Origin of the sequence: Mesorhizobium sp. B2-5-11 (genome assembly GCF_006440835.1) — a bacterium.
Classification (GTDB): domain Bacteria; phylum Pseudomonadota; class Alphaproteobacteria; order Rhizobiales; family Rhizobiaceae; genus Mesorhizobium.
In genome coordinates, this window is the sequence record NZ_VFUK01000004.1 from 130,734 (window position 1) to 155,965 (window position 25,232).

At 65.3% G+C, this 25,232-nt stretch carries 27 protein-coding genes; 18 read left to right on the plus strand and 9 right to left on the minus strand.

What is annotated here, in order from left to right:
- Positions 1-114 precede the first annotated feature (114 nt).
- A complete protein-coding gene (locus FJ490_RS14500) occupies positions 115-312 on the plus strand; it encodes a hypothetical protein (protein WP_181165267.1) in 198 nt (65 codons plus the stop codon).
- Between the two features lie 121 nt (positions 313-433).
- Here the strand turns inward: FJ490_RS14500 and FJ490_RS14505 are convergent, their stop codons facing one another.
- Positions 434-2,530, minus strand: a complete 2,097-nt coding sequence (locus FJ490_RS14505) for an EAL domain-containing protein (protein ID WP_140728450.1) — start codon at positions 2,528-2,530, stop codon at positions 434-436.
- A 217-nt stretch (positions 2,531-2,747) separates the two neighbouring features.
- Between FJ490_RS14505 and FJ490_RS14510 the strand changes: the two genes are divergently transcribed.
- Both FJ490_RS14510 and FJ490_RS14515 read left to right on the plus strand, forming a co-directional pair.
- Entirely contained in the window at positions 2,748-3,197 is a 450-nt protein-coding gene (locus FJ490_RS14510; protein WP_140630666.1) for an ester cyclase, read from the plus strand.
- A gap of 243 nt (positions 3,198-3,440) precedes the next feature.
- Positions 3,441-4,532 (plus strand): phosphatase PAP2 family protein, encoded by a 1,092-nt coding sequence (locus tag FJ490_RS14515; RefSeq protein WP_140728449.1) that lies wholly within the window; start codon positions 3,441-3,443, stop codon positions 4,530-4,532.
- A 54-nt stretch (positions 4,533-4,586) separates the two neighbouring features.
- Here the strand turns inward: FJ490_RS14515 and FJ490_RS14520 are convergent, their stop codons facing one another.
- Both FJ490_RS14520 and FJ490_RS14525 read right to left on the minus strand, forming a co-directional pair.
- Entirely contained in the window at positions 4,587-5,123 is a 537-nt protein-coding gene (locus FJ490_RS14520; RefSeq protein WP_181165266.1) for a hypothetical protein, read from the minus strand.
- A gap of 121 nt (positions 5,124-5,244) precedes the next feature.
- Positions 5,245-5,571, minus strand: coding sequence for a DUF1330 domain-containing protein (locus FJ490_RS14525; RefSeq protein WP_140728448.1), 327 nt, complete (start codon positions 5,569-5,571; stop codon positions 5,245-5,247).
- A 177-nt stretch (positions 5,572-5,748) separates the two neighbouring features.
- On the opposite strand from FJ490_RS14525, the gene FJ490_RS14530 reads away from it, so the two are divergent.
- Complete coding sequence (locus FJ490_RS14530; protein WP_140500050.1) at positions 5,749-6,441, plus strand: helix-turn-helix domain-containing protein; 693 nt, start codon at positions 5,749-5,751, stop codon at positions 6,439-6,441.
- A gap of 14 nt (positions 6,442-6,455) precedes the next feature.
- Here FJ490_RS14530 and FJ490_RS14535 read toward each other — a convergent pair whose 3' ends face one another.
- A complete protein-coding gene (locus tag FJ490_RS14535) occupies positions 6,456-6,854 on the minus strand; it encodes a type II toxin-antitoxin system HigA family antitoxin (RefSeq protein WP_140561099.1) in 399 nt (132 codons plus the stop codon).
- Positions 6,855-6,977: 123 nt separating this feature from the next.
- On the opposite strand from FJ490_RS14535, the gene ada reads away from it, so the two are divergent.
- The 4 genes from ada (at position 6,978) to FJ490_RS14560 (ending at position 9,872) form a co-directional block, all read left to right on the plus strand.
- Complete coding sequence (gene ada / locus FJ490_RS14540; protein ID WP_181165265.1) at positions 6,978-8,057, plus strand: bifunctional DNA-binding transcriptional regulator/O6-methylguanine-DNA methyltransferase Ada; 1,080 nt, start codon at positions 6,978-6,980, stop codon at positions 8,055-8,057.
- 12 nt (positions 8,058-8,069) lie between these two features.
- Positions 8,070-8,300: a hypothetical protein gene (locus FJ490_RS14545; protein WP_140500055.1), complete on the plus strand. Its 231-nt coding sequence runs from the start codon at positions 8,070-8,072 to the stop codon at positions 8,298-8,300.
- A 286-nt stretch (positions 8,301-8,586) separates the two neighbouring features.
- On the plus strand, positions 8,587-9,132 hold the full coding sequence (locus tag FJ490_RS14555) for a methylated-DNA--[protein]-cysteine S-methyltransferase (RefSeq protein WP_140557843.1): 546 nt from the start codon (positions 8,587-8,589) through the stop codon (positions 9,130-9,132).
- On the plus strand, positions 9,129-9,872 hold the full coding sequence (locus FJ490_RS14560) for a 2OG-Fe(II) oxygenase (RefSeq protein ID WP_140657692.1): 744 nt from the start codon (positions 9,129-9,131) through the stop codon (positions 9,870-9,872). Before FJ490_RS14555 ends, FJ490_RS14560 begins: the two co-directional genes overlap by 4 nt.
- A gap of 148 nt (positions 9,873-10,020) precedes the next feature.
- On the opposite strand, the gene FJ490_RS14565 is transcribed toward FJ490_RS14560, so the two are convergent.
- The gene (locus tag FJ490_RS14565) at positions 10,021-10,608 is read right to left on the minus strand and encodes a dihydrofolate reductase family protein (protein ID WP_140657691.1); all 588 of its coding nucleotides are present in this window, start codon (positions 10,606-10,608) and stop codon (positions 10,021-10,023) included.
- 140 nt (positions 10,609-10,748) lie between these two features.
- Between FJ490_RS14565 and FJ490_RS14570 the strand changes: the two genes are divergently transcribed.
- Positions 10,749-11,165 carry a helix-turn-helix domain-containing protein gene (locus FJ490_RS14570; RefSeq protein ID WP_140657689.1) on the plus strand — a complete coding sequence of 139 codons (417 nt, stop codon included), beginning with the start codon at positions 10,749-10,751 and terminating at the stop codon, positions 11,163-11,165.
- Positions 11,166-11,309: 144 nt separating this feature from the next.
- Here FJ490_RS14570 and FJ490_RS14575 read toward each other — a convergent pair whose 3' ends face one another.
- Positions 11,310-11,546, minus strand: a complete 237-nt coding sequence (locus FJ490_RS14575) for a hypothetical protein (protein WP_140500063.1) — start codon at positions 11,544-11,546, stop codon at positions 11,310-11,312.
- A 141-nt stretch (positions 11,547-11,687) separates the two neighbouring features.
- Here FJ490_RS14575 and dinB point away from each other — a divergent pair, with 141 nt between their 5' ends.
- Positions 11,688-12,929, plus strand: coding sequence for a DNA polymerase IV (gene dinB, locus FJ490_RS14580; RefSeq protein WP_140500065.1), 1,242 nt, complete (start codon positions 11,688-11,690; stop codon positions 12,927-12,929).
- Positions 12,930-12,976: 47 nt separating this feature from the next.
- On the opposite strand, the gene FJ490_RS14585 is transcribed toward dinB, so the two are convergent.
- Both FJ490_RS14585 and FJ490_RS14590 read right to left on the minus strand, forming a co-directional pair.
- Complete coding sequence (locus tag FJ490_RS14585) at positions 12,977-13,510, minus strand: sterol desaturase family protein (RefSeq protein ID WP_140500066.1); 534 nt, start codon at positions 13,508-13,510, stop codon at positions 12,977-12,979.
- A 285-nt stretch (positions 13,511-13,795) separates the two neighbouring features.
- A complete protein-coding gene (locus FJ490_RS14590) occupies positions 13,796-14,980 on the minus strand; it encodes a Gfo/Idh/MocA family oxidoreductase (protein ID WP_140728506.1) in 1,185 nt (394 codons plus the stop codon).
- A 330-nt stretch (positions 14,981-15,310) separates the two neighbouring features.
- Here FJ490_RS14590 and FJ490_RS14600 point away from each other — a divergent pair, with 330 nt between their 5' ends.
- The 8 genes from FJ490_RS14600 (at position 15,311) to FJ490_RS14645 (ending at position 24,702) form a co-directional block, all read left to right on the plus strand.
- On the plus strand, positions 15,311-16,204 hold the full coding sequence (locus tag FJ490_RS14600) for a MurR/RpiR family transcriptional regulator (protein WP_140670998.1): 894 nt from the start codon (positions 15,311-15,313) through the stop codon (positions 16,202-16,204).
- Positions 16,205-16,274: 70 nt separating this feature from the next.
- The gene (locus tag FJ490_RS14605) at positions 16,275-17,057 is read left to right on the plus strand and encodes an SDR family oxidoreductase (protein ID WP_140500072.1); all 783 of its coding nucleotides are present in this window, start codon (positions 16,275-16,277) and stop codon (positions 17,055-17,057) included.
- Positions 17,054-18,589 (plus strand): mannitol dehydrogenase family protein, encoded by a 1,536-nt coding sequence (locus FJ490_RS14610; protein WP_140557835.1) that lies wholly within the window; start codon positions 17,054-17,056, stop codon positions 18,587-18,589. The genes FJ490_RS14605 and FJ490_RS14610 overlap by 4 nt, the downstream gene beginning before the upstream one ends.
- A gap of 38 nt (positions 18,590-18,627) precedes the next feature.
- Positions 18,628-19,542 (plus strand): sugar phosphate isomerase/epimerase, encoded by a 915-nt coding sequence (locus FJ490_RS14615; protein WP_140557833.1) that lies wholly within the window; start codon positions 18,628-18,630, stop codon positions 19,540-19,542.
- Between the two features lie 99 nt (positions 19,543-19,641).
- Positions 19,642-20,691 carry an ABC transporter substrate-binding protein gene (locus tag FJ490_RS14620; protein ID WP_140516043.1) on the plus strand — a complete coding sequence of 350 codons (1,050 nt, stop codon included), beginning with the start codon at positions 19,642-19,644 and terminating at the stop codon, positions 20,689-20,691.
- Positions 20,692-20,967: 276 nt separating this feature from the next.
- A complete protein-coding gene (locus FJ490_RS14630) occupies positions 20,968-22,518 on the plus strand; it encodes a sugar ABC transporter ATP-binding protein (protein WP_140728446.1) in 1,551 nt (516 codons plus the stop codon).
- Positions 22,515-23,486 (plus strand): ABC transporter permease, encoded by a 972-nt coding sequence (locus FJ490_RS14635; RefSeq protein ID WP_140728445.1) that lies wholly within the window; start codon positions 22,515-22,517, stop codon positions 23,484-23,486. Before FJ490_RS14630 ends, FJ490_RS14635 begins: the two co-directional genes overlap by 4 nt.
- 229 nt (positions 23,487-23,715) lie before the next feature.
- A complete protein-coding gene (locus FJ490_RS14645; protein ID WP_140657676.1) occupies positions 23,716-24,702 on the plus strand; it encodes an ABC transporter permease in 987 nt (328 codons plus the stop codon).
- Positions 24,703-24,750: 48 nt separating this feature from the next.
- Here FJ490_RS14645 and FJ490_RS14650 read toward each other — a convergent pair whose 3' ends face one another.
- Entirely contained in the window at positions 24,751-25,191 is a 441-nt protein-coding gene (locus FJ490_RS14650; RefSeq protein ID WP_140500175.1) for a hypothetical protein, read from the minus strand.
- Positions 25,192-25,232: the final 41 nt, after the last annotated feature.

The following is a 25,232-nucleotide window of genomic DNA, read 5'->3' on the forward strand; positions in this document are numbered from 1 at the left end:
CTCGCCCTTCTTGCCGGAATCCCCCGGCATTTGAATAAAATCCGCCTGTGGATATTTACCCTGCGTTCCGCCGGACCGGCCAAGGTATATTAGGGCGAGGTAATGGAGGGATCATTGACCAGCGATTTTTCAGCCGCCCGGGTGCATCTCGAACGCGCCTATCACTATTTGCGCGGCGACGACGAGACAAGCCGCTCGGCATGCGAAGCCCTCGACCTGCTGATCGAAGCGGTCGCGGAGGCGCAGCACAGGCGATCGGAGGCAGAGGTGTTGGAGTTTCCGCGATCGGCACGGTTCGCCGACCGCCAGTGATCGTTCCACCGCGCCCGGCCGACCTCCCGGAGCCGTTCCAGGGCCGTGCTTAACAGCTCTTCGGGATTGCCTAATGGAGTGTTGGAGTGGCTCGGCGATTCTGGCGGGCGGCTTGCCCGCTTCAGGCGCGCCGCCTGTCGGGCGTTCCGGCCGTCGCGCGCGAAACGATCGCCTCCAGCGGCTCGGGACGATGCAGAAAGAAGCCCTGACCGTAGGCGACCCCCATGTCCTGGAGCATCGCCAGCGTATCGTGCCGTTCGATCTTCTCGCCTACCACGGCGAAGTCGAGGCTTCTGGCAATGCCGGTCATCGCCAGCACGATCTCGCGGTCGAAGCGGCTGTCGGTGATATGTTCGATGAACGAGCCGTCGATCTTGATCGCATCGACGGGAAAGCGCCTGAGATACTCGAACGAGCTCATGCCGGCGCCGAAATCGTCGAGGCTGACCCGGCAGCGTCGCTCACGCGCCTTGCGCACGAAGTCCTCCGCGGCATCGAAATTGGTGACGGCCGCGGTTTCGGTGATCTCGAATCCGATGCCGGAATGCGGCGCACCGGTTTCCTCGATGGTGTTGTCGACGAAATCCCACAGCCCCGGATCGCTCAATGTCTGAGCCGACAGGTTGAAGCCCAGCGTCAGCGCCCCGGCACGCAGCGCCGGTCCGTGCCGCAACAGCGCCGTGCGAATGATCCAGCGGTCGAGTTTCGAGGCGATACCGAAACGCTCGGCCACCGGGATGAATTCGCCCGGCGGCACCAGCCGCCCGTTGCGCGCGGCGAGCCTCGCCAGCACCTCGACGTGCCGGCACTCTTGCCATGGCTTTCCCAGGAGATGGATTTCCTGGCCGAACAGTTTCAGCCGCCCGTCGTCCATGGCATCGACGGTGTCGGCTGCGATGCGCGCCGCGTTGAGTCCGGCTGCCCCCGATCGCGCCGCGGCCGAAAACACCGCGAAGCGGTTGCGTCCCGCCGCCTTGGCCGCGTAGCAGGCGTCGTCGGCGCAAGCCAGCGCATCGGCCACGGTGGTCGTGGCATCATCGATGAAGGCGATGCCGATCGAGGCCGCCAGTCGGCGCGATGATGCGGCCGGGCCGAGATCGGCCTCGCGCACCGCCCCAAGCACGGCGCCGGCGATCCGCTCGGCCTGCACCGCGTCGCAATGCGGCACCAGCAGCGCGAACTCGTCACCGCCCAGGCGCGCCGCATGCGCCGACGGCGGCAGGCAGCCGCGTATGCCCCCCGCGACGCTCTTCAGCGCCAGGTCGCCGGCGGCATGCCCGGCGAAGTCGTTGAGCGCCTTGAAGTAATCAAGGTCGACATAGAACACCGCCAGCGGCGCTCCCGCCGCGATATGCTCGCCAAGCAGCCTGTCGAAGGCGGCGCGGTTCCACAGGCCGGTCAGCGCGTCGTGGCGGGCGGCATAGGCCAGTTCCTGTTCGCGCAGCTTGTCCTCGGTGATGTCGCGCACCGTGCCGAGGATCTGGCCGGCGGCACCAGCGGCGGCGACGAAACGCACCAACGATTCGACATGACGGATCTCGCCGTCGCGCCTGATGATGCGGTATTGCGCGGCAATGACGCCGTCGGTTTCCAGCGGCGCCCTGTGGGCGCGTTCGGCCGCCTGCTTGTCGTCGGGATGCAGGTAGCTGTGCCACAGGTCGGCCGTCACCTCGTCGGTAACGGCGACAAGGCCGAAAATTTCCCTGGTGCGGAAATCCCAATAGCTTTTGTTGCTGGCGATGTCGTAGTGCCAGATGCCGGTGCCGCTGGCCGCGAGCGCCAGGCGGAAGCGGATGTTGACCTGTTCCAGCGCGGCCTCTGCCGCCTTCTGTTTCGAAATATCGGTCTGCACGCCCATCAGCCGGATCGGCTGGCCGTCGCCGTCGCGTTCGACGATGCCGCCGCGGTCGAGCACCCAGACCCAGTGGCCTTGCTTGTGCCGGAGCCTGAGCTCGGTCTCGATGGTGTCGGTCAGGCCGGCGATGTGACGGTCGCCGCTGGCCAGCGCCTGCTCGCGATCGTCGGGATGGGTAAGCCGCAGCCAGAGGTCGCTGCTGTTGGCGAGCTCGCTTTCGTCATAGCCCAGCATCCGCGCCCAGGTGGCGGAATAGAAACACTCGCCTGTCCGAAGGTCCCAGTCCCAGACGCCAAGTTGGGCGCGCTCCAGGGCCTTCTCCCAGAACGTTCCATCACGGCTTTTCTTGTCCTGACCCGCCATCTTCCGTTTCGTCCAACCCCGCCGCGGGGCAATCTGCGGCAAAACCAGAGAAGAAAGCGTTACCGCGCCGGTGGCTCCGCCGCGTTCCTCGCTTGCGGTCCCGACTTTCGATTGGCGGGCAAGAAGCGGAGTTTGCCCGCCCGCCGATCCTCCTAGTGGTTGCGCGGGGTCGCCGCCCGCCCTGGCGATCTCGTGCAAACATAAGAGGACTTTCCCCATGACCAAACAGGAAGACAACAAGGCCGTCGTCGTCAGATGGTTCACCGATTTCTGGGGTGAAACCTGCGATCTTTCCGTCGTCGACGCCATCGCCGCGCCCGACATGCTCCTGAAATATTCGCTGCACGAACCGCGCCGCGGCCGCGACGACATCAAGGCCTTCATGACCGATTTCCGCGCTGCCTTCCCGGACCTCAACTTCTGGGCCACCGCCGACCTCATCGCCGAAGGCGACTATGTCGTCGGCCAGTGGGAAGGCGGCGGCACCCATGCCGGTCCGGCCTTCAGCGATTTCCTCGTCGGTTCGCTGCCCGCCGCCACCGGCCGCACCATGCGCTTCACCGGCACCACGGTGCTGAAGGTGATCGAGGGCAGGATCGTCGAGGAGATCGGCCTCGACGACGGCGTCGCGGCGTTGACCCAGCTCGGCCTGATCAAGGCGGCTTGAATGAGAGGGACCATCGCCGTCCAGGCAGTGGTCCCTCTCGATTGCACGTGCGTGACGAAAGGCCTCTTGGCAGCAACCCAACACAGGGCCAGCACCGCCATCGACCTCAGCCCGTATTTGAATACAATACTACACTATTGAGTATTATATTGGAAACCAGACACCATTACGGGTGCAACAAGATATTAATACGTTGCCGCCAGAACAATCATAACAAGTTCGAAAGCTGGCGGGACCTCCCTGATGAGTGGGCACACCGGAACACAGGGCGGCGATCTCCGATCGGTTTCCACTGTTGATCTTGGCGTGGCGACAACCAGAAGCAGCTGGCTGCTGACGGGCCTGTGCCTGGTCTGCGTCGCGACGGCGCTTTGCCTGCGGCCTGAGCGATATCTTCTGCTGTCCATAAAGTACTTCGGGACATTCCTCGGCTTGCTGCCGGTGCTGCTGGTGGTTGGCCTCGGGTTGACGGCATTGGTGTATGGCGGGCCCAGGCCGACAAGATTCATGGTGCACATACTCAAGGAACGCGGGCCGGCGGCCGCGCGGGTCGTCTTGCTATTCTTTCTCGGCATCATCGCTTTCACGACATTCAGGATCACCATACCGGAGATCGTGCCTTACTATGCCGATCCCATGCTGGCCGACCTCGATCGTTGGCTGCACGGCGTCGATCCTTGGGTATGGACGCACGGCATCGTTTCAGAGCCCGCCTCCATGCTGGTTTTCAAGGCCTATATGTCCTGGTGGTTCATGCAATGGCTTGGCGTCGTGCTCTTCGTCGCCTTCTGGAACAGTCCCGCCCGGCGCATCCGCTATCTCTGGGCGTTCGCGCTCACCATGGTGTTGTGTGGCACCGTTCTTCCAATCATGCTGTCATCCAGCGGGCCGATATTCTACGACCGGTTCTATGGCGGCAGCCGATTTGCCGGGGTGCTCGCAGCGCTGATGGCAGACCCGTATGCCTTACCGGTGCGGTTCGCCGCCAGCTATCTGCTCGATGCACACGACAGCGGCAGCTCCGCGCTGGGCAGCGGCATCACGGCGATGCCAAGCATGCATGTCGCCATCGTCACGCTCAATGCCTTCTTCCTCACCGGCTTTGGTCGCCGCTGGGCCGTTGCAGGCTGGTCGTTCGCCGCACTCATCCTGTTCGGCTCGGTCTATACCGGCTGGCACTATGCCGTGGACGGCTACCTGTCGATCCTCGTGGTCTCTCTGCTCTGGTACCTGACCGGACGCTTCGTTCTACCGGCATCCGGGCGGCAGGCTTCCGACGTGGCCCAACAGACTTCCGATACGGGATTGGCGGCCCCTAATCCCGCGCCGCGATAACGGCCGGAGCGGACAGCGTCGAGCCAGGCGGCCTGCACCGCCTGGCTTCATTGCTTACTGGCTGGGTGCCGCCGCGTGTTCGCACGACACTTTCGGGTTCATGTCGGCGAAGGTGCCGGTCGGGTTGCCCTTCCAGGCCCAGACATGCAGCTCGTAGAATTCGCCCAGGCCGTAACGGTTGGGCGCACTGTTGAAGTTGAACAATTGGCCGTCCAGTGACGCCGGCCCCTTGGCGGTGATGTATTCGACCGCCACCAGCTTCAGTGTGCCGTCGGCCATCGGCTCGTACATCACGGCCTCGGGACGCGCGATGTCGATCTTGTCGTCCTTCAGGTATTGCCCGTTGACATAGTGAATGCCCATCGCGCCGCCGGTGATGCCGCTGGCGCAGGGAATGGGCGCATAGCCTTCGTCCGTGGCGACCTTGGCGTCGAGGAACCGGCTGTTCGCCGCCCGCACCTTGCCGGCCAGTGGATTCGCGCCGGATGCAGGCACGGCCTCTTGCTGATGGGCGTGGGCGAAGGTGGCGCAGGCGGCCAGCATGGCCCCCGCCATGAGAAGCCCGTTGCGGAATTTGCGTATCATGTTCATTCCATTCTTCTTGAAAAGGCCCAGCGCGCTGACCGCCGGAAATACGGAGGCGCGGCAGGCAAGCGCCGTGATTGTCGTTGCTCGGAGCACCCGAAAGCGATGCGACGGATGGAGGAAAGCTTCATCCCTTCGGCAGATACGGGATCGTCCCCGCCAGGTCGGTGTTGTCGATCATCTGGAAGCGGCTGTCGCTACCGTCCTGACGGGCCGAGACGAAGGGCGCGTAGGCCGGATCGTTGGCGAAGGCGCGCGCCGCCGCTTCCGACGGGAATGCCATCAGCGCGATCAGAGTGGTGTCGAGCGGCTTGCCTTCAAGCGTCTTCACATTGCCGCTGCGCGACAGATACTTGCCGCCATGCTTGTGGACGAGGTCGTGCACCGATACGGCGTAGGCCGGCATCCACTGCGGGTTCTTCACCTTGATGTCTGCGATCACGTATGTGGTCATGGTATTCTCCCTGTTACGGCGCACAGGGGAGATCCCCGCGGCCGGTCAAAGGGCTCGCATGGCAGGGCCGGCGCCGGCCAGTCCGCGATCTGTACCGGGCCGGTACAGTTTCCGTACTGGCCGCTTCCTTCATGAAGGCCTAATGTTCAGCCCAGTTTCGAGGGAGGACGTCGGATCATGGCCCAGCACGGATACAAGCAGTTCTGCCCGCTATCGATGGCCGCCGAGGTGCTGTGCACCCGCTGGACGATGGTGCTGATGCGCGAATTGGTGGCGGGTTCGACCCGTTTCAACGACCTGCGTCGCGGCGTCCCCAAAATGTCGCCCAGCCTTCTGTCGCAACGGCTGAAGGAGCTCGAGCTCGCCGGGATCGTCGAGCGCAAGGAGGTGCCGGGCGAGAAGGGCATCTCCGAATACCGGCTGACGGAGGCCGGCCGGGATTTGCGCCCCGTCGTCGAGGCGATGGGCTTTTGGGGACAGAAATGGGTCGAGTCCCGGCTGTCCCTCAAGAACCTCGATCCGTCGCTGCTGATGTGGGACATGCGGCGCAATCTGAACCCCTCGCCGCTGCCCGACGGGCGCACCGTGATACAATTCCTGTACCAGGAGCTGCCGGCGTCCAAACGGTCGTGGTGGCTGATCGTCGAAAAGCATGGCGAGGTCGATCTGTGCTGGTACGATCCGGGCTTCGATATCGACCTCTACGTCTCGACCGACCTGCACACGATGACGGCGATCTGGATGGGATTGATCACCGTCGAGAAGGCCGGCGCGAAGGTCGCCTTGACCGGCGATCAGCACATCGCAAGGAAGATGCAGACCTGGCTCGGCCTCAGCCCGTTCGCGGTCGAGCCCAAACGGGCGGCGTAGGATTCTGGAGCCCGTTAGGCGCGCTTTCGACCCCGATCATTTGCAAGATGATAGGGTTGCACGAGGATTTCGGCCGGAATGTTCCATTCCTTGTTCAGTTTGAAGACCATGTCCAGGGTCAAGGCCCGCTTCCTGTTCAGCACCTCCGTTGCCCGGGGTGATGATCCGATCACCTCGGCCAGAGCCTTTCGCGGCAAGTTGAACAACTCCATGTGGGATTGAATGGCTTCAACGGGATCGGGTGCTTCAATGGGATAGTGCTTGTCCTCATAGGCCTCGATCAGGGTTGCGAGAACATCAAATCGGTCGCCATCGGGAGAGCCGATTTCCGGCTCGTTCTCGAAATATTGGGTGATTTCGGCAATTGCCCAATCGTAATCGGCTTCGGTCTTAAGAGGTCGAATGTTTTCCATCACACCTTCTCCGGATCAATCTTGTCATATCCTTTGTGTGTCCCGACGAATACGCTCGCGTCCACCTCTCAATTGGCAGGAAACGGGTGGCGACGCGGGTCGTCTGCGGCTTCAATGCCGGCCATGTTCATCACCCTTGCCAAGTATCTCAAACCCGCGCCGCTGCCGGTCGCCGACGATCCGCGCTGGACGCAAGTCGTGGCGCGCGACAAATCGGCCGATGGCAGCTTCTGGTATTCGGTGGCGACGACCGGCGTCTATTGCCGGCCCTCCTGCCCGTCGCGGCGCGCCAACCCGAAGAACGTGCAGCTCCACGACACGCTGGACGAGGCCAGGGCGACCGGCTTTCGCGCCTGCCGGCGCTGCAATCCCGACGGACCTTCGCTCGAGGCCGGCAACGCCGCGATGGTGGCCGAGGCCTGCCGCAGGATCGAACAGAGCGAGGAGGAACCGTCGCTCGGTGAACTGGCCGCCGCCGCCGGCCGCAGCGCCGGCTATTTCCACCGCACCTTCAAGGCCGTCACCGGCCTGACGCCAAAGGACTACGCGGCCGCCCGGCGCGCCGAAAGGGTGCGCCGGGGCCTGGAAGACGGCGCCAGCGTGACAGCGGCGATCTACGATGCCGGCTTCAATTCGAGCGGACGCTTCTATGAGAAGTCGGCCGGCATGCTCGGCATGACGCCGACGCGCTACCGCGCCGGCGGCGCCAGCGAGGAGATCCGCTTCGCCGTCGGCGAATGCTCGCTCGGCGCCATCCTTGTCGCATCGAGCAGGAAGGGCGTCGCCGCAATCCTGCTCGGCGACGACCCGGACGCGCTGGTGCGCGACCTGCAGGACCGTTTCCCCAAGGCGCGCCTGATCGGCGCCGACCGCGATTATGAGGCGCTCGTCGCCCGCGTCGTCGGTTTCGTCGAGGCTCCAAGGCTTGGTCTCGACCTGCCGCTCGACCTGCGCGGCACCGCGTTCCGGCAGCGCGTCTGGCAGGCCCTGCGGGACATCCCGGCCGGCCGCACCGTCTCCTATGCCGAGATAGCAGGGCGCATCGGCGCGCCGAAGGCGACCCGCGCCGTTGCCGGCGCCTGCGCCGCCAACGCGCTCGCGGTCGCCATTCCCTGCCACCGCGTGATCCGCAAGGACGGCGCCCTGTCCGGCTACGCCTGGGGCGCGGAGCGCAAGCGCGCGCTGCTCGGCCGCGAGGCCTGAGGAGGAGCGGCAATGGGCGCGATGGCAAGATCTTCCACCACCGATGCGGACATTGGGATCCCCCATCGCGGCGCCGTCAGACGCGCCAAAGATGCGCGGTCGCTGGTGATGGCTGCGCTCGGGGAGCTTGTCGAGAGCGGCAAGGCCGAGTGGAGCCGTGGCGCGACAGGCGAGATCGAACTGCGGCTGTTATCAGGCGAGGTTTTTTTGCTTGGCGAGGTTGCTGTCATTCGTATCGCATAAATCAGCGCTCTACGGCGCCCCCCTCTGTCCTGCCGGACATCTCCCCCACTTGGGGGGAGATTGGCTGTCACAACCGCCTTCGCCAATCTACGACGTTGCAGGAATGAGTGGGGCGCCGAAATTGCCAATCTCCCCCCTCGTGGGGGAGATGTCCGGCAGGACAGAGGGGGGGCGCCGTAGGGTACTTACCTCCGCACCGTTCCGGAAATTGAATTTGAAAGCAACCATCGGAGTGAGGAACGGAAGGCACGCGGCTAGGGTTCAGGCACACAGAAGGAGTGAAGCAATGAACCTCATGCAAACCCACACGCCGGCGACAGCCTCCGGCGCCGACACCATCACCTACGCCATCGCCCAATCCGCGATCGGCAAAATCCTCGCCGCGCGCGGTTCCCTCGGCGTCTGCGCCATCCTGATCGGCGACGACGCAGAGGCGCTGGCGCAGGACCTCGCCAGCCGCTTTCCCGGCAAGATGCTGGTCGAGAACGAGACCGCCTTGCATGACGATCTCGCGGCGATAGCATGTTTCATCGAAACGCCCGCCGCCGGCCTGGACCTGCCGCTCGACATCAGCCACGGCACGCCGTTCCAGCAAAAAGTTTGGGGCGAGCTTCGCAGCATCCGCCGCGGCGCAACCATCACCTACGCCGCCCTTGCCCAGCGTCTCGGCCAATCGAACGGCGCCCGCGCCGTGGCGACGGCCTGCGCCGCTAACGCGATCGCGCTCGGCATTCCCTGCCACCGCGTCGTCCGCGCCGACGGCACGCCCTCCGGCTACCGCTGGGGCACTGAGCGCAAGCACGCTTTGCTCGACAAAGAGGCCGCGATATGAACGCCCATGCCAAGGTTGCGGCATCGGTGGTGAAAGCCGCCGAGGAACGCGTTGCCGCTTACGACTGGCCAGCCCTAGCCGCCGAACTCGACGGCTTCGGCTGTGCGGTGATGGAAAAGCTGCTCACGCCGCAGGAGTGCCGACAACTCGCCGGGCTCTATCCGCATGAAGAACATTTCCGCAGCCATATCCACATGGCCAGGCACGGCTTCGGCAAGGGCGAATACCGCTATTTCCGCTACCCCTTGCCGGACCTGATCGGCGGGCTGCGCACGGCGCTCTATCCCAGGCTCGCCGAGGTCGCCAACCGGTGGAACGAGCGCATGGGCATCGCCATGCGCTATCCCGAAACGCATGCCGCCTTTCTCGAACAGTGCCATGCCGCCGGCCAGGTCAGGCCGACGCCACTTCTGCTGCAATATGTGCCCGGCGACTTCAACTGCCTGCACCAGGACCTCTATGGCGACCTCGCCTTTCCGTTGCAGGTGGCGGTTCTGCTTTCAGAACCCGGCGAGGATTTCACCGGCGGCGAGTTCGCCCTGACCGAACAGCGGCCGCGCATGCAGAGCCGGGTGGAAGTGGTGCCCTTGCGCCAGGGCGATGCCGTCTCCTTCGCCGTCCACAATCGGCCGGTGCAGGGCACCAAGGGCAATTACCGCGTCAATCTGCGCCACGGCGTCAGCCGCCTGCGCTCGGGCATGCGGCACACGCTCGGCATTATTTTTCACGATGCCAAGTGAATTGGGAGGTCAAGGCGTGGACCAATGGGTACATTGAGGCGCGTCATCCCTTCTCCCCTGGGAGAAAGTGGCCTCGCGCTTGGTCCTGCATCGCCGACTACCATGCCCAAAACTCAAGGCAGGTATAATATTGCGCGATGCCTTTCGGTCAGCCGGCCGGCGCGTAGCGGCTCACCACCATGCCGCTCGCATAGGCCTTCGAGCCGAGCAGCCGCAGCCTGCCGAACCCGCCTTGGTCGAAGATGCGGCGGCCGGCGCCCAGGACGGCCGGGTTGATGAACAGCTGGAACTCATCGACCAGCCTGGCCGCGATCAGCGCCGAGGCGAAGCCGGCGCCGCCGAACACCGCGATGTCGCCGCCCTCACCCCTCTTCAGCAAGTCGACCTCCCGCGGCAGGTCGCCGCTGACCACTGTCGTGCCCTCCCATCGCGAGGCCTTGAGCCTGTCGCTCGGCACCACCTTCCTCGCCTCGACGATGCGCTGGGCGAAAGCATAGAACGGGTCGCGCGGATATCTCTTCGCCGCATTGCCCCAATGGGCGAGGTAGCCTTCCTCGGCCATCTTACGGCTCAAGAGGATGGTATCGATGCCGGCGAAGACGGCGTTGAAGTCCCGCTTCAGCTCCTCGTCCCAGGCGCTGTCGTCGCCCCATTCCCAGAGCTGCCAGCGATGATCCCCGGCGGCGCCGACAAAACCGTCGACCGACATCTGCATCTGGAGGATCAGCTTTTTCATTATGGTTCTCCCAGTCAAGGGCCGAGCGGCTCGTTTTACCCGTCCGGCCGGCACGGTTGCCGATGGTTTACATTTGGAACTATTGACCTGAGATGAAAACGATGTCAATAGTAAAGCGATTTAAAAATGGAACCATACACATGTCGACACAGGACCGGTCTGGCTGCCCCATCAACCTGTCGCTCGAACTGCTCGGCGACCGCTGGACGCTGCTCATCATCCGCGACCTGGTCTTCGCCGGAAAAAAGCACTTTCGCGAATTCCTGCAATCCGATGAGGGCATTTCCTCGCGTACGCTGGCCGAGCGCCTCCAGACATTGCAGGACGAAGGTATCCTCACCCGCAGCGGTGATCCCACGCATGGGCTGAAGGCGATCTATCGCCTGACCGAGGCCGGCATCGACCTTGTGCCCGTGCTGGCCACGCTCGGCGCCTGGGGCAGCAAGCACCGCAAGGCCGACGATGATCTGGCAAGGATCGCCGATAAGCTCGCTGCCGACGGCGAGCCGGCGCTGGAGCGCCTCAAGCAGGCGCTGCGGGCGGAGCATCTCGGTTGATGGATGTCGCCAAGGCGGCCTCGGGGACAACGACCCGCACAGGCAACGCGCCTCAGAAAGCGCGTCACGGCCCTCTGTTCGGAATAGCGCAAAAACAAGCAATTGGAACGGTTGCGTGATGCATTGCAGCACGCCGGCGACGAGCTATGGCGTGCGCAATATGTCGGCGCCCGCCTGCTCATCGAACAGCACGGCGCAGCCGCACTGCAGCGCGACTTCACTCAGCGCATTCGCGACTGTTTCGTCGGCCGAGACGAAATCGCCGGTCAGCACCCGCAATTCCTCCACGGCCTTGGCCATCGAAACCAGCCGCCCCGCGGCGCGGTCGGTCGAGCAGGCGTTGACGACGCAAACCAGATCGATCATTTCAAAGTTGCCCATGCTAGCCTCCGCACGCGGCGCCCTTCGGCCGTCAACGCGATTGTGAGCGACAATGTTCCGGCGGATCGCGACCTCGCTTGACAGCGAGCAATGTTTGTTCTCTTTATGTTCCATACTCTACAACGTCGCGAGGAACCGGGGATGGAGCCCACCATCCTGCATGCCGATCTCGACGCTTTCTACGCCTCGGTCGAGCAGCTTCTCGACCCCTCGCTGCGCGGCAAGCCGATCGCGGTCGGCGGCGGCGTCGTGCTCGCCGCCTCCTACGAAGCCCGCGCCTTCGGCGTGCGCGGCGGCATGCCGGGGCGCAAGGCGCGCGAGCTCTGCCCGCAGTTGATTTTCGTCGGCGGAAATTTCCGCGACTACCAGCGGCTCGGCGACGCCGCGATGAAGGTGCTCGACGATTTCACGCCGCTGGTCGAGCGCATCTCCATCGACGAGGCCTTCGCCGATGTCGCCGGTTGCACGCATCTGTTCGGCCAGCCGCGGGAGATCGCCTCGACCATTCGCCGCCGCGTGCGAAGCGAACTCGGCCTGCCGATCTCGATCGGCGTGGCGCGCACCAAGCACCTGGCCAAGATCGCCTCGCAGGTGGCCAAGCCCGATGGGCTGGTGGTGGTCGAGCCCGGCACCGAGATCGCCTTCCTGCATGACCTGCCGGTCTCCCTGATGTGGGGCGTCGGCCCGGCGACCAGCGCGCGGCTGGCCGAGATCGGCGTCCAGACAATCGGCGAACTGGCCAGGACGCACAGCGGCGCGCTGGCGCGGCTGCTCGGCCCTGCCGCCGGCGAAAAGCTTGCCGCCTTGTCGTGGAACCGCGATCCGCGCAAATTGGAAACACGTCGCCGCGCCCATTCGGCCGGTGCCCAGTCGGCGCTTGGCCGCAAGCCGGCACTGGAATGCGTCTACATACCCGTCCTGCTGCATCTGGCCGACCGGGTCGCCAGCCGGCTGCGCGCCAAGGCGCGCCCCGGCCGCACGGTGACGGTGCGCGTGCGCTTCGCCGACCTCAGCGCCGTCACCCGCTCGATCACGCTCGACCAGCCGATCTCGGCGACGGTGATGCTGGCCGAGATCGCGACAGACCTGGTGCGGGGCGTGCTTGCCGATCATCCGCATGACAGGACGATTTCGCTGCTGGCGATCTCGGTCTCGCATCTGGAGGAAAGTGCCGAATTGCAGCTCGAACTGCCGCTCGGCCTCGCCGACGAAAAGCGCCGCCCCGGCACCAGGAAGGGCCTCGCACGCTTCGGCGCCGACCGCGCCATCGACAAGATCCGCGAGCGTTTCGGCAAACAGGCCGTCGGCTACGGCACCGTGGCGCTGGAGGCGGCCCGCTCGGTGCCCGACGAGTTCAGGGAATTGGCGCAGAAGGAATTGTAAGCGGGAATGGCTGTCTGCGCTTCCCGAATGGCGCACACCAGTTGGCTTCAGAGCCGCATCGTGCCGAAGACCCGATCCCAGAACAGCGACGTCACGCCGAAATTGACGTTTTCGTCGACATGATGATGCAGCGCGTGGCGGCGCTTCAGCGTGTAGAGATAGCTCGGATGAGTGGGATGCCAGTGATGGATCACATGGTGGATGCTGACGTACCATAGGTAGCCCAGCATCAGCCCGCAGCTCGCCGCGCTGGCGACCGCGAAATCCGAGACCATCCATACGGGAAAGAACGCGACAAGCGCATGCACGCCGAGGCTGAGCCAGGTCGGCGTGCCCACCGGACTGCGCTCCTCGACATGATGGCGGGCGTGCAGATCCCTGATCCAGGGAATGTGGTGAAGGACGAAGCGGTGCATGACGTATTCGATCAGCGTCCACAGACACAGGCACGCCAGCGCCGTCGCCAGCCAGCCTGGCGCGCTCTCTTCGCCGGCCTCGATAAGCCCGGCCACAGCCAGCAGGGCGATCGCCAGGGGGTAAACCACGAAGTCGCTGTAGTATCCAATGAGACCGAGTTCCATCGGAGCAAGCCTTCAACGCCGAAGAAGCGACAGATTGCCGAATGCGCGGGCGGGGAGCAACGCGGATGCGCCTGACATAGCGTCGCAATCACCTCGCGCAAGGTCGGCGGCAACGATTTGGAAGCAGAGTCAACCGGCTGCTGCCCTCGAAACCAGCCTCGCAACGAGCTGAAAAATGGCGGAACTCAGCGCGGCCCGAATGGACGGCCAACTCTTGATCGCCATCAACCGCGCGGCACCGTCGACGTGGCCGCGATGGCGTACTTCACATTGGATGGCACACCCTCACCCAAACCTCGCCGCCGTCCACGCCCCATCAGCCGCGTTCGACTCCACCGCCGCAGCGACGAACTTCACGCCGCGCGCGCCGTCGACCACATCGGGCACCTGCGCCGCCCGGGCCGCATCGACAGCAGCGCCCGAACGATGCGCGCGGATGATGTCGGCGGCGTCGCGGTAGAAATTGGCGAAGGCCTCGATATAGCCTTCGGGATGGGCGGCCGGCATGCGTGACACGCGCCGGCTTTGCTCGGTCGAGCCATGGCCGCCGCGCACGAGCGTGCGGCTTTCCTCGCCATATCTGGAGAAACGCAGTTCCTCGGGCCGCGTGCCCGACCATTCAAGCCCCGCCTTGTCGCCATAGATGCGCACGGAGAGATCATTATAGTGGCCGGGCGACGTCTGGCTGGCCAGGATCGTGCCGCGTGCCCCGCCCGCCCAGCGCACCAGCACATGCGCGTTGTCATCGAGCCGCCGTCCCGGCACGGCGGTGAACAGGTCGGCCGACACCGTCTCGGCCTCGCGGCCGCTGATGAAACTCGCCAGGTTGAAGGCATGCACGCCGATATCGGCCAGCACCGCCGACTGGCCCGCGCGCGCCGGGTCGGTGCGCCATTCCGCCTGTTTCTGGCCGTCGGCATCGATCGGCCTGGTCAGCCAGTCCTGGATATAGGCGCCGTGCACGGAGACGATGCGGCCGAGTTCGCCCGCCGCCACCATCTCGCGCGCCTGGCGCACCATGGCGTAGCCGGTGTTGTTGAGGGTGACGACGAAGCGGCGATTTTTCTCCCGCGTCAGCGCCACCAGGGCTTGCGCCTCGCCCAGCGTCGTCGACAGCGGCTTGTCGCAGATCACATCGATGCCGGCTTCCAGAAAGGCTGTCGCGACCGGCGCGTGCAGGTGGTTGGGCGTGACGATGACGACCGCCTCGATGCCGTCCGGGCGCGCCGCCTCCGCCTTGGCCATCATGCGGTAATCGGCATAGCTGCGCTCCGGCGCGATGCCGATCTCGGCGGCCGAGGCGGCGGCGTTCCCGGGGTCGGACGACAGCGCTCCGGCCACCAGCGCGATCTGGTCGTCGAGCCGCATGGCGAGGCGATGCACCGCGCCGATGAAGGCGCCCTGCCCGCCTCCCACCATGCCGACGCGCAAACGCTTGCCCGCCGATCCGTCCGATGTCGCATAAACCATGTTTGTCTCCTCCGATTTAAGGATGTTAAGCCAGCACCCACCGTCGAGTTCTGTAGCGCCCCCCTCTGTCCTGCCGGACATCTCCCCCACAAGGGGGGAGATTGGCAGCGTCGACCGCGACGCCTTTCATGCAACGCTGGCAATTTGGCGAAAGCCGGCGTGACATCCGATCTCCCCCTTGTGGGGGAGATGTCCGGCAGGACAGAGGGGGGCGCCATAGGGTGCTATGTTGAATGCATCGAACTTCTTCGCTGCAGAACAGCTACCACCCTCGAACAGGATTTCCAATTTTCATATTGTAAAACGATCGTATCGCGCTAGCCTGAAATCATGAGCGGGACGCGCAAATCATCCGGACGGTCCAGCGCCGACGAGGCGGCGACCCGCAAGCGCGGGCGTTCGCTGGCGGCGCTCGGCTATATCAAGCCGCAGACTTACGAGGAACTGCGCGCGGTGCTGTCGTCGGGCACGGTCCATTTCCCCAAGCGGCTGCGCCAGGTCGCGATCTTCCTGTGGCAGCATCCGAGCGACGTCGCGCTCGGCACCATCGCACAGGTCGCCGCGCAGGCAGGGGTGCAGCCTTCGACGCTGGTGCGCTTCGCCCAGATCTTCGGCTATGCCGGCTTTTCCGATTTCCAGGGCCTATTCAAGGACCATGTCAAGGCGTCCTGGCCGGAAGGGCGCGGCCAGGAACGCACGCCGCGCGTATCCAATGCCGACCTGCATTTCCTGCGCGGCATGGTCGGCGCCTCGCAGGCCTCGCTCGGCCGCATCGAAACCGGCTTCGATATCGAGAGCTTCGAGAAAATGGTGGCGTTGCTTTCGGCCGCCGAGCTGATCTACGTCATCGGCTCCAAGCGCGCCTTTCCCGTCACCAGCTATCTCTCGCTGACCTTGTCGCAGCAAGGCGTGCGCAATGTGCTGGTCGACAATGTCGGCTCCACCGCGCTCGACCAGGTCGGCTGCATCGGCAGACGCGACGCGGTGCTGGCGGTCTCCTTCAGTCCCTACAATTCGATCACGCCCGACCTCGTCTCGGTCGCCCACGAGCGGCGCGCGCGGATCGTCACCATCACCGACAGCACTTTTTCTCCGCTGGTCAAGTTCTCGGACACCTGGCTGGAAGTTGTGGAACAGGACTTCGCAGGCTTCCGCTCGCTGGCGGCGTCGCTCGCCGTCGGCATGGCTTTGGTCCATGGTGTCGTGGCCCAACGGGCAGAATGATTGCGCGGTTGACTAACGGGAACTGACATTCCATATCTTCAGAAATAGAAACTTTGTTCCGGGAGGAGGAATGGAGCTTCAGCTCGACGGCAAGATGGTGCTGGTCACCGGCGCGACGCAAGGCATCGGCCGGGCAGTCGCCGAAACCTTGGCGCGTGCCGGCGCCGGCGGCCTGCTGGTCACCGGCCGCGACGGGACGCGCGGCGAGGCCGTTGCTGCGGAGCTTTCGCAAGCGGGCACGCCGGCACACTTCATCGCCGCCGAGCTTTCCGACCCGGCAGCCCCTGCCCTCCTGGCGCAAGCCTGCATCGACCGCTTCGGCCGTATCGACGGTCTCGTCAATGCCGCCGGCCTGACCGACCGGGCCTCCTTCCTCGATGCGACCCCCGACGACTGGGCCTCGCTGTTCGCCGTCAACGCCCGCGCCCCTTTCTTCCTCATGCAGGCGGCGATTGCCGACATGCGGAAGCGGGGCCAGGGCGGCGCGATCGTCAACATCCTGTCGATCAATGCCCATTGCGGCTCGCCCGAGCTCGCCGTCTATTCCGCCACCAAGGGCGCGCTGGCGACGCTGACCAGGAACGCAGCCAACGCCCACCGCTTCGACCGCATCCGCGTCAACGGCATCAATGTCGGCTGGACCGATACGCCCGCCGAGCGCGTCATGCAGGCCGAGACGCTCGGCCACGGCGCCGGCTGGCTCGATGCCGCCAACGCCGCGCAGCCCTTCGGCCGGCTGTTCTCGGCGGAGGACGTGGCCAGGCTCGCCGTCTTCCTTCTCTCCGACGCCGCGGGACCGATGACCGGCTCGCTGATCGACCAGGAACAGTGGGTGATCGGAGCCAACCGGTGAGCACAGCCGCGCCCGAGACGCTCGGTCCGGCCTTGCTCGGCCGCCTGACGGCGACGGTGCAAAGGCCCGGCTATGACCGTGCCTTGCTCCAGGCAGGCATGGCGCATCTCGGCGTCGGCGCCTTCCACCGCTGCCACCAGGCCGAATACACCGACGACCTCCTGGCGCGGAGCTTCGGCCGCTGGGGCGTGGTCGGCATCAACATCCGTCCGCCGGCGCTCGCCGATACGCTCGGCCCCCAGGACGGGCTCTACACCAGGCTCATCCGCCAGGATTCCCAAGTCGAGGCGCGCGTCATCGGCAGCATCGTGCGCGTTGTCGATAGCCAGGCGAGCGCTATGCCCGCGCTCGAAGTGCTGTCCTCCCCGGACATCGAATTCGTGACGCTGACCGTTACCGAAAAGGGCTATTGCCATATTCCGGCCAGCGGCGCGCTCGACCTCGACCATCCCGACATCGTCGACGATCTCGCAAACCCGCTGACGCCGCGCAGCGTGCCCGGCATTCTGGCGCGGGCGCTGGAGCAACGCATGGCCACGCACGGCCGGCCGCTGACGCTGCTCTCGTGCGACAATATCCCGGCCAACGGCACCATCCTGGAAAATGTCGTGCGGACTTTTGCCGAACGGCGCGGCAACGGCCTTGCCGGCTGGATCGCGGCCAATGCCGCCTTCCCCAGCGCCATGGTCGACCGCATCGTGCCGGCGAGCACGCAGGCCGATCTCGACGGTGTGGAGCAGCTTTTCGGCTACCGCGATGGAGCCGTCGTTGCCGGCGAGCCGTTCCGGCAATGGGTGATCGAGCAGAAATTCGCCGGCCGCGTGCCGCGCTGGGACCTGGTGGGGGCAACCTTCGTCGACGACGTCACGCCGTTCGAGCATCTCAAGATGCGTGTGCTGAATGGCGCTCAGACGACGCTCAGCTATCTCGGCGTGCTGGCCGGCCTCGAACACACTTTCGATGCGATGGCGGACCCGCTGCTGTCGGCCTTCGTGCGCCGCATGCTCGTCGAGGAGACTCTGCCAACGTTGAAGCCGGTGCCCGGCATGGACCCATCAGCCTATGTCGAGCAGAGCCTTGGCCGTCTGCAGAATACCGCGATCCGCCACCGCAACCACCAGATCGCCACCGACGGCTCGCAAAAGATCGTGCAGCGCCTACTCAACCCGATCCGCGATCGGCTGGGCGAGGAAAAAAGCATTGCGCTGCTGTCGGTATCCGTCGCCGGCTGGATGGCCTATCTGATCCAGGCTTCATCCCGGTTCGGCCGGCGCTGGCCGGTGTCGGACCCCTATGCCGGCAAGATCGCTGGCATAGCGGAGGCAAGCGGACGCGACGTCCCGGTACTGGCTGCGGGCATCCTGGCGATTGACGCCATCTTCGATCCCGCCCTCGCCGCCAACGACATGTTCCGCAAGGCCGTCACATCGGCGCTCGACGGGCTGTTGTCGGACGATCCGATGGCAACCGTCAGGCATGCATGCGCGCAACCGGCAGATGAGCGGTTGAAGCAACCGGCACGATCTGCATAGTAGGAATCGGTCGTGAATTCACGACCAGGGGAGGCACTATGAGGCTTGGACTGCTCACCGCACCGTTCGCGGAGACGCCGCTCGACGCGGTCGCCGACTGGGCAAGCTCGGCCGGCTTCGAGGCGCTGGAAATCGCCTGCTGGCCGAGAGCCTCCGGCGCCAGCCGCCGCTATGCCGGTACAAGCCACATCGACACCGCCGCGACCTCGCCGGCGCAGGCCAGGGACATCGCGGCAAACCTTGCCGGCAAGGGGCTGACCATTTCCGGTCTCGGCTATTATCCCAACCCGCTGCATCCCGATGCCGCCCACCGCAAGACGGTGATCGACCATCTGAAGCAGGTGATCGTGCTGGCCGCGAATATGGGCGTGCCCCTGGTCAACACCTTCTGCGGTGGCGATGCCTCGAAGACCGTCGACGTCAACTGGCAGCACGCGCTCGAAATCTGGCCCGATATCGTCGCCCATGCGCGCGATCACGGCGTCAAGCTCGCTTTCGAGAACTGCCCGATGATCTTCAGCTATGACGAATGGCCGGGCGGCCACAACATCGCCTATTCGCCGCTGGTCTGGCGCCGCATCCTCGAAACCTGGGGCGGCGATGTCGGGATGAATTTCGATCCTTCACACCTGGTCTGGCAGATGATCGACCAGGCCCGCTTCATCAGGGAATTCGGCCCCTACATGTTGCATGTCCACGCCAAGGACCTGATGATTGATCATGATGGTTTGTACGAGCGCGGAATCCTTTCGTCTGGCATAGGCTGGCAGGTGCCGCGCATGCCGGGGCTGGGCGATGTTGGCTGGAACGGCTTCTTCTCCGGCCTCTACCGTGCCGGCTATGACGGCCCGATCATCATCGAGCACGAGGACCGGTGGTTCGAGGGCAGCGACGATAAGGTCAAGCGCGGTTTCCTGCTTGCCCGCGACGTGCTGCGTCCCTTCGTCAAATGAAGGCGGAAAAACAACATCGAGGCGCCGCCTATCTCTTTCTGCGCGGCCCCGTGTAACGACTTGGAATCGAAATGAAAATCAAAGTGGAGGAAATCTGAAATGAAGAAATACCTGACCATGGTGCCGCTGCCCATTGTTCCGCTCCTTGCCGGTGCTGCCTTGCTGGCCTCGATGGGCGCCTCGTCCGCCGAGGGCAAATACACGATCGGCATCTCCAACACCGTGCAGGGCAATGGCTGGCGCGAGGAGATGGTCTGCGCCATGAAGGCGCAGGCGCTGGCCTCCGGCGAAGTGACCAAGCTCAACATCGCCCACCGCAACACCGACGCCGCCGGGCAGCTCGAGGACATCCGCAACCTGATCAGCGCCAAGGTCGACGCCATCGTCGTCAATCCGGCTGATCCCGCCGGCATCAAGGCGGGGCTGGAGGAAGCCACCAAGGCCGGCATCGTTGTCGTCGCCGTCGACCAGGCGGTCACCGAACCCTCGGCCTACATCATCTCCAACAACCAGGAACAATATGCCTATCTCGGCGCCAAATGGCTGTTCCAGCAGATGGGCGGCAAGGGTGAGGTGTTTTACATGCGCGGCGCCGCCGGCGCCTCCGCCGACTCGGATCGCGACAAGGGCTTCAAGAAGGCGCTGGCCGAATTCCCCGACGTGAAGGTCGCGCAGGAAGTGTTCACCGGCTGGCAGCAGGACCAGGCCAAGCAGCAGATGCTGTCCTTCCTCGCCACCGGCACACCGTTCAACGGCGTGTGGACCTCGGGCATCGACAACGTCATCGTCGACGCGCTGGTGGAATCGCAGGCGCCGATGGTGCCCGTGGTCGGCGCCGACAATGCCGGCTTCGTCGGCCAGCTGAATTCGGTCAAGGACCTGGTCGGGGCCGCCGTGACCAATCCCGGCTCGATCGGCGGCGCCGGCGTGACGCTCGCGCTCCAGATCCTCGACGGCAAGAAGCCGGCGCAGCAGACCGTTCTGGTCGAGCCGCAGCTCTGGGAAAACGCCACCGAGGAAGGCAAGGCCAAGCTGAAGGCCGCCGCCGATCCGTCGCTCAGCCCGGAATGGCCGGTCTCGATCTCGATCCCGGACTGGACGACCTACACCAAGGACCAGATCGTAGCGTGCAAGGGGCCGGGGGAGTAAGGGCTATTTTGACTGGCTAGCGAGGATGGCGTTTGCCGTCCCCGCCAACCAAAGGTTTGATAGGTTAGCGCTCTACGGCGCCCCCCTCTGCCCTGCCGGACATCTCCCCCATTTGGGGGGAGATTGGCAGTTTCGGCGCCGGCTCTCGTCTTGCCACGTTGAAAATTGGCGAAAGCCGAAGTTACGGCCAATCCCCCCTTGTGGGGGAGATGTCCGGCAGGACAGAGGGGGGCGCCGTAGAGCGCCAGCAATTCAGTTTCTGATACGGACAGCAATTTGACCACCAGTCCCCTCCTCGACGCCTCCGGCGTCGCCAAGAATTACGGTGCGGTTGCCGCGCTGCGCGACGCGTCGCTGTCCGTGCTGCCGGGTGAGGTGCATGCCCTGATGGGCGCCAATGGCGCCGGCAAGTCGACGCTGGTGAAGATCCTGACCGGCGCGGTTCCTGCCTCGGCCGGGCGCGTGCTGATCCGTGGCGAGGCGCGCGACATACGCTCGCCCGCCGCCGCGCGTCGCGCTGGCCTTTTGCCCGTGTACCAGGAACCGTCGCTGATCCCCGATCTCGACATACTGTCCAATCTGCGGCTGACCGGCACGCCCGTCGAGCCGTTCCGCGCCTGGGTGCGCGAACTTGGCATTCCCGACCTCGACCTGCGCGACACCGCGCGCGACATTCCGCTGGCGGTGCTGCGCGTGCTCGACCTGGCGCGGGCGCTCGCCGTCGAGCCCGACGTGCTGCTGCTCGACGAGATGACCGCGGCGCTCCCCGCAAATCTTGCCGAAAAGGTACTGGAAGTCGTGCGTCGCCAGGGCGACAGCGGCCGCGCCGTGATCTTCATCTCGCACCGCTTCGTCGAGATCTCGGCGCTCTGCGACCGCGCCACCGTGCTGCGCGACGGCGCGACCGTCGGCGTTCTCGACATCGAGCCCGGCGTGGAGGAAAAGATCGTCGAGCTGATGCTCGGCGCCCGCATCGAGAAGACCAAGGTGACCGCCCGCGCCGCCGGCCAGGCCGCCACATCGGCCCCTGCCCGCCCGCGTCTCGCCGTGCGCAATCTGCGCGTCGGCACCAAGCTCAACGACGTCTCCTTCGATCTCGCCGACGGCGAGGTCGCCGGCGTCGTCGCGCTCGAAGGCCAGGGCCAGGATGAATTGTTCGCCGCCCTTGCCGGCTCGATCAAACCGTCCGGCGGCACGATCGAGGTCGACGCCCAGCCGGCGAAATTCACCCATCCGATCGACGCCATCCGCGCCGGCATCGCCTATGTGCCGGGCGACCGTTCCGAAGCCCTCGCCATGCAGCGCTCGGTGCGCGAGAACATCGCGCTGCCCTTCAGCGCCGCCTTGCGCAACTGGGGGCCGATCGCCATGCGCAAGGAGCGCGCCACGGTGGCGAGCGCCATCGCGCGCCTCCAGATCGACACCCGCGCGCAAGGCGAGGTGCAGCGCCTGTCCGGCGGCAACCAGCAGAAGGTGACCATCGCCCGCTGGATAGCGGCGGATGCCCGCACCATCCTGTGCTTCGACCCGACGCGCGGCATCGATGTCGGCACCAAGCAGGAGATCTATAAATTGCTGCGCGAGCTCGCCGGCCACGGCAAGTCGGTGCTGTTCTACACCTCGGAACTCGAAGAGGTGCAGCGCGTCTGCGATCGCGTCATCGTCATCTTCGGCGGCCGCGTCGTCGATATCTTCCCGGTCGAGGAGGCGGACGAGCCGGCACTGATGCGCGCCGCCTACGGCCTGCCGCGCGGCGCCAAGGCCGATGTCGGCATTTTGGCGGACCCCACAGCAAATACCCCGGATGCACCGGAGGCGACGCCATGAGCCATCTCCTGCGCCGCCAGGGCTGGGTCGCCGGCCTGTTCGCCCTCCTCGTCGTGCTGTTCGTCGTCACCAAGCTGATCCAGCCCGGCTATGGCAGCGGCGATTTCGGCTCGCTCGCGCGGGCCGTCTTGCCCTACGCCTTTGCCGTGGCCGCGCAGACCGTCGTCGTCATCGCCGGCGGCATCGACCTGTCGGTCGCCGCCATGATGGCGCTGACCAGCGTCACCGCCGCCTCGATGATGGCCGGCGCCTCGGAAGAATACGCGCTGTTCGTGGTGCCTTTCGTGCTGACCATGGGTTTTGTGCTTGGCGCGCTCAACGGCCTGCTCATTGTCGTCACCCGCGTCCCCGACATCGTGGTGACGCTCGCCATGCTGTTCGTGCTGCAAGGGGCGGCCCTTCTGGTGCTCGGCGCGCCGGGCGGCGCCGCCGCCGAATGGCTGAAGGCGATGATTTCAGGCACGGTCCCGATACCCGGCCTGCCGCAGAGCATCGACGCCTGGCTGCCGAAGGCGCTGCTGGTGCTGATCATCTGTCTCTGCATCGTCTGGATACCGCTGCGGCGCTCGCGCCTCGGCCTGTCCATCTACGCCATCGGCTCGAGCGAGCTGGCGGCGTTCCGCAGCGGCGTGCCAGTCAAGCGCACCCGCATCATCGCCTATGCGTTGTCGGGCCTGTTCGCGGCCATGGGCGGCCTGGCGCTGACCATGAGCACCGGCATCGGCGCTCCTATTCCCGGCCCCTATCTGCTCGCCAGCGTCGCGGCCGTGGTGCTGGGCGGCGTGGCGCTGGGCGGCGGCAAGGGCGGCCTGCTCGGCCCCATCGTCGCCGTCTTCGTGCTGCGCCTGGTGCGCACCGATCTCACCCTGCTCGCCATTGATCCCAACGTCACCGCCATCATCGAGGGCCTGATCATGGTCGCCGTGGTGATGTTCGGGGCTTTCATTACGATGCGGGGGCGGCAATGATGAGTGGGCGTGAAATGTGGCGCAGCGCTCTACGAGGCCCCCCTCTGTCCTGCCGGACATCTCCCCCTCAAGGGGGGAGATTGGCAGCTTCGGCGTCTCGCTCATTCTTGCAACGCCGACAATTTGCGAAAGCCGTCACCCCGTCCGATCTCCCCCCTGGAGGGGGAGATGTCCGGCAGGACAGAGGGGGGCGCCGTAGGGTGCTACATTTGCAGACAAGAGCCACCCCATGAGCACGTCAGCGGTCACGCCCCAACCCGTCCCCTTCGGCCGCCGTGTCAAACGCTTCATGGCCGACCGGCCGCTGATTCCGCTGGTCATCCTGCTGGTCATCCTGGTTGTGATTTTGCAGATCCTGCGCCCCGGCATCGTCAACGAGCGCTGGATCGCCAACACCATCAAATTCGCCATTCCCTTGGCGATCCTTGCCGGCTGCCAGACCATGACCATGCTGACCGGCGGCATCGATCTCTCTGTCGGCACGGTGGCGACGATGAGCGCCTTCATCATGGCTACGCAAGCCGTCAACCAGGAGCCAGCCGTGGCCTTCCTCCTGGCGATGATGCCGGCGGTGCTGATCGGCCTCGTCAACGGCATCGGCGTCGGCGTCTTCCGCGTCCATCCGCTGATCATGACGCTGGGCACCAGCCTGATCGGCACCGGCTTCCTGCAGGTCTATCAACGCACGGTGATCGCCTCGGGCGCCAAGATCCCCGATTTCCTCGCCTGGCTCGGCACCGGCGTGACCGCAGGGTTTCCCAACGCGCTGCTTCTGTTCGTCCCCGTCGCGGTGCTGATCGTCTTCGGCCTCAACCGCACCGGTTTCGGCCGCCTGCTCTACGCCGTCGGCGACAATGAGCGCGCGACCCGCCTTTCCGGCGTGCGCTACTGGCAGGTCATCACCGCGCTCTACGTCCTCTCCAGCCTGCTCGCCGGCATCACCGGCTTGCTCTATATCGGCTTGATCAAGGCCCCTTCCCTGTCCCTCGCCGAACCGCTGGTGCTGCCCTCCGTGGCCGCCGCCGTCATCGGCGGCACCTCCATCTTCGGCGGCCGCGGCGGCTATACCGGCACCATCATCGGTGCCTTGATCCTGACCGTGCTGACGACGCTGCTGACGATTTTGCAGATGCCGGAGGGGGCAAGAAGGATCCTGTTCGGCCTGATCGTGCTGTTCGTGACGGCGGCCTATCTGCGGATCGTGGAGGAGCGGTAGGGAGGGGCCGCCGGCTCATCCCTCGAAACACCGACGCAGTGACCGCCCTCACTTCACCGTGATGCTCATGCCGCTGAGATCGGCGTTGACTTGCAGCCCTACCTGCCTGCCCGTGAGCTCGAGCTGGGCGCCCTTGTCGTTGGTCATGACGATCACCTGGGCGCCCTTGCCGAGCGCGCCGCCGCCGCCCGCCGCGCCGTACACACCCGTCACGTCCCGGGCGCGCTTGATATGGCGCACGGTGCCCCGGAAATAGGTCTTGGAGGCACCGAAGGCGAGGCCGCCCGAAATGCCGCCGACCGAGATCGGATACCGGCGGCCATGGAAGGTCAGCGTGCCCTCGCCTCCGGCGCCGCCGATGAAGAAGGCCGCCTTGTAGATGGAGAAGCGGATCGTTCCGGTGTCGGCGTGCGCGACACTGGCAAAGCCAACGCCCGCGGCAGTGATCACGGCGATGGCGACTGAACGAAATCTGGACGAAATCTTCATGACAACGGGCTCCTCAAGGTCGCTGCTCACCCGACCGGGCC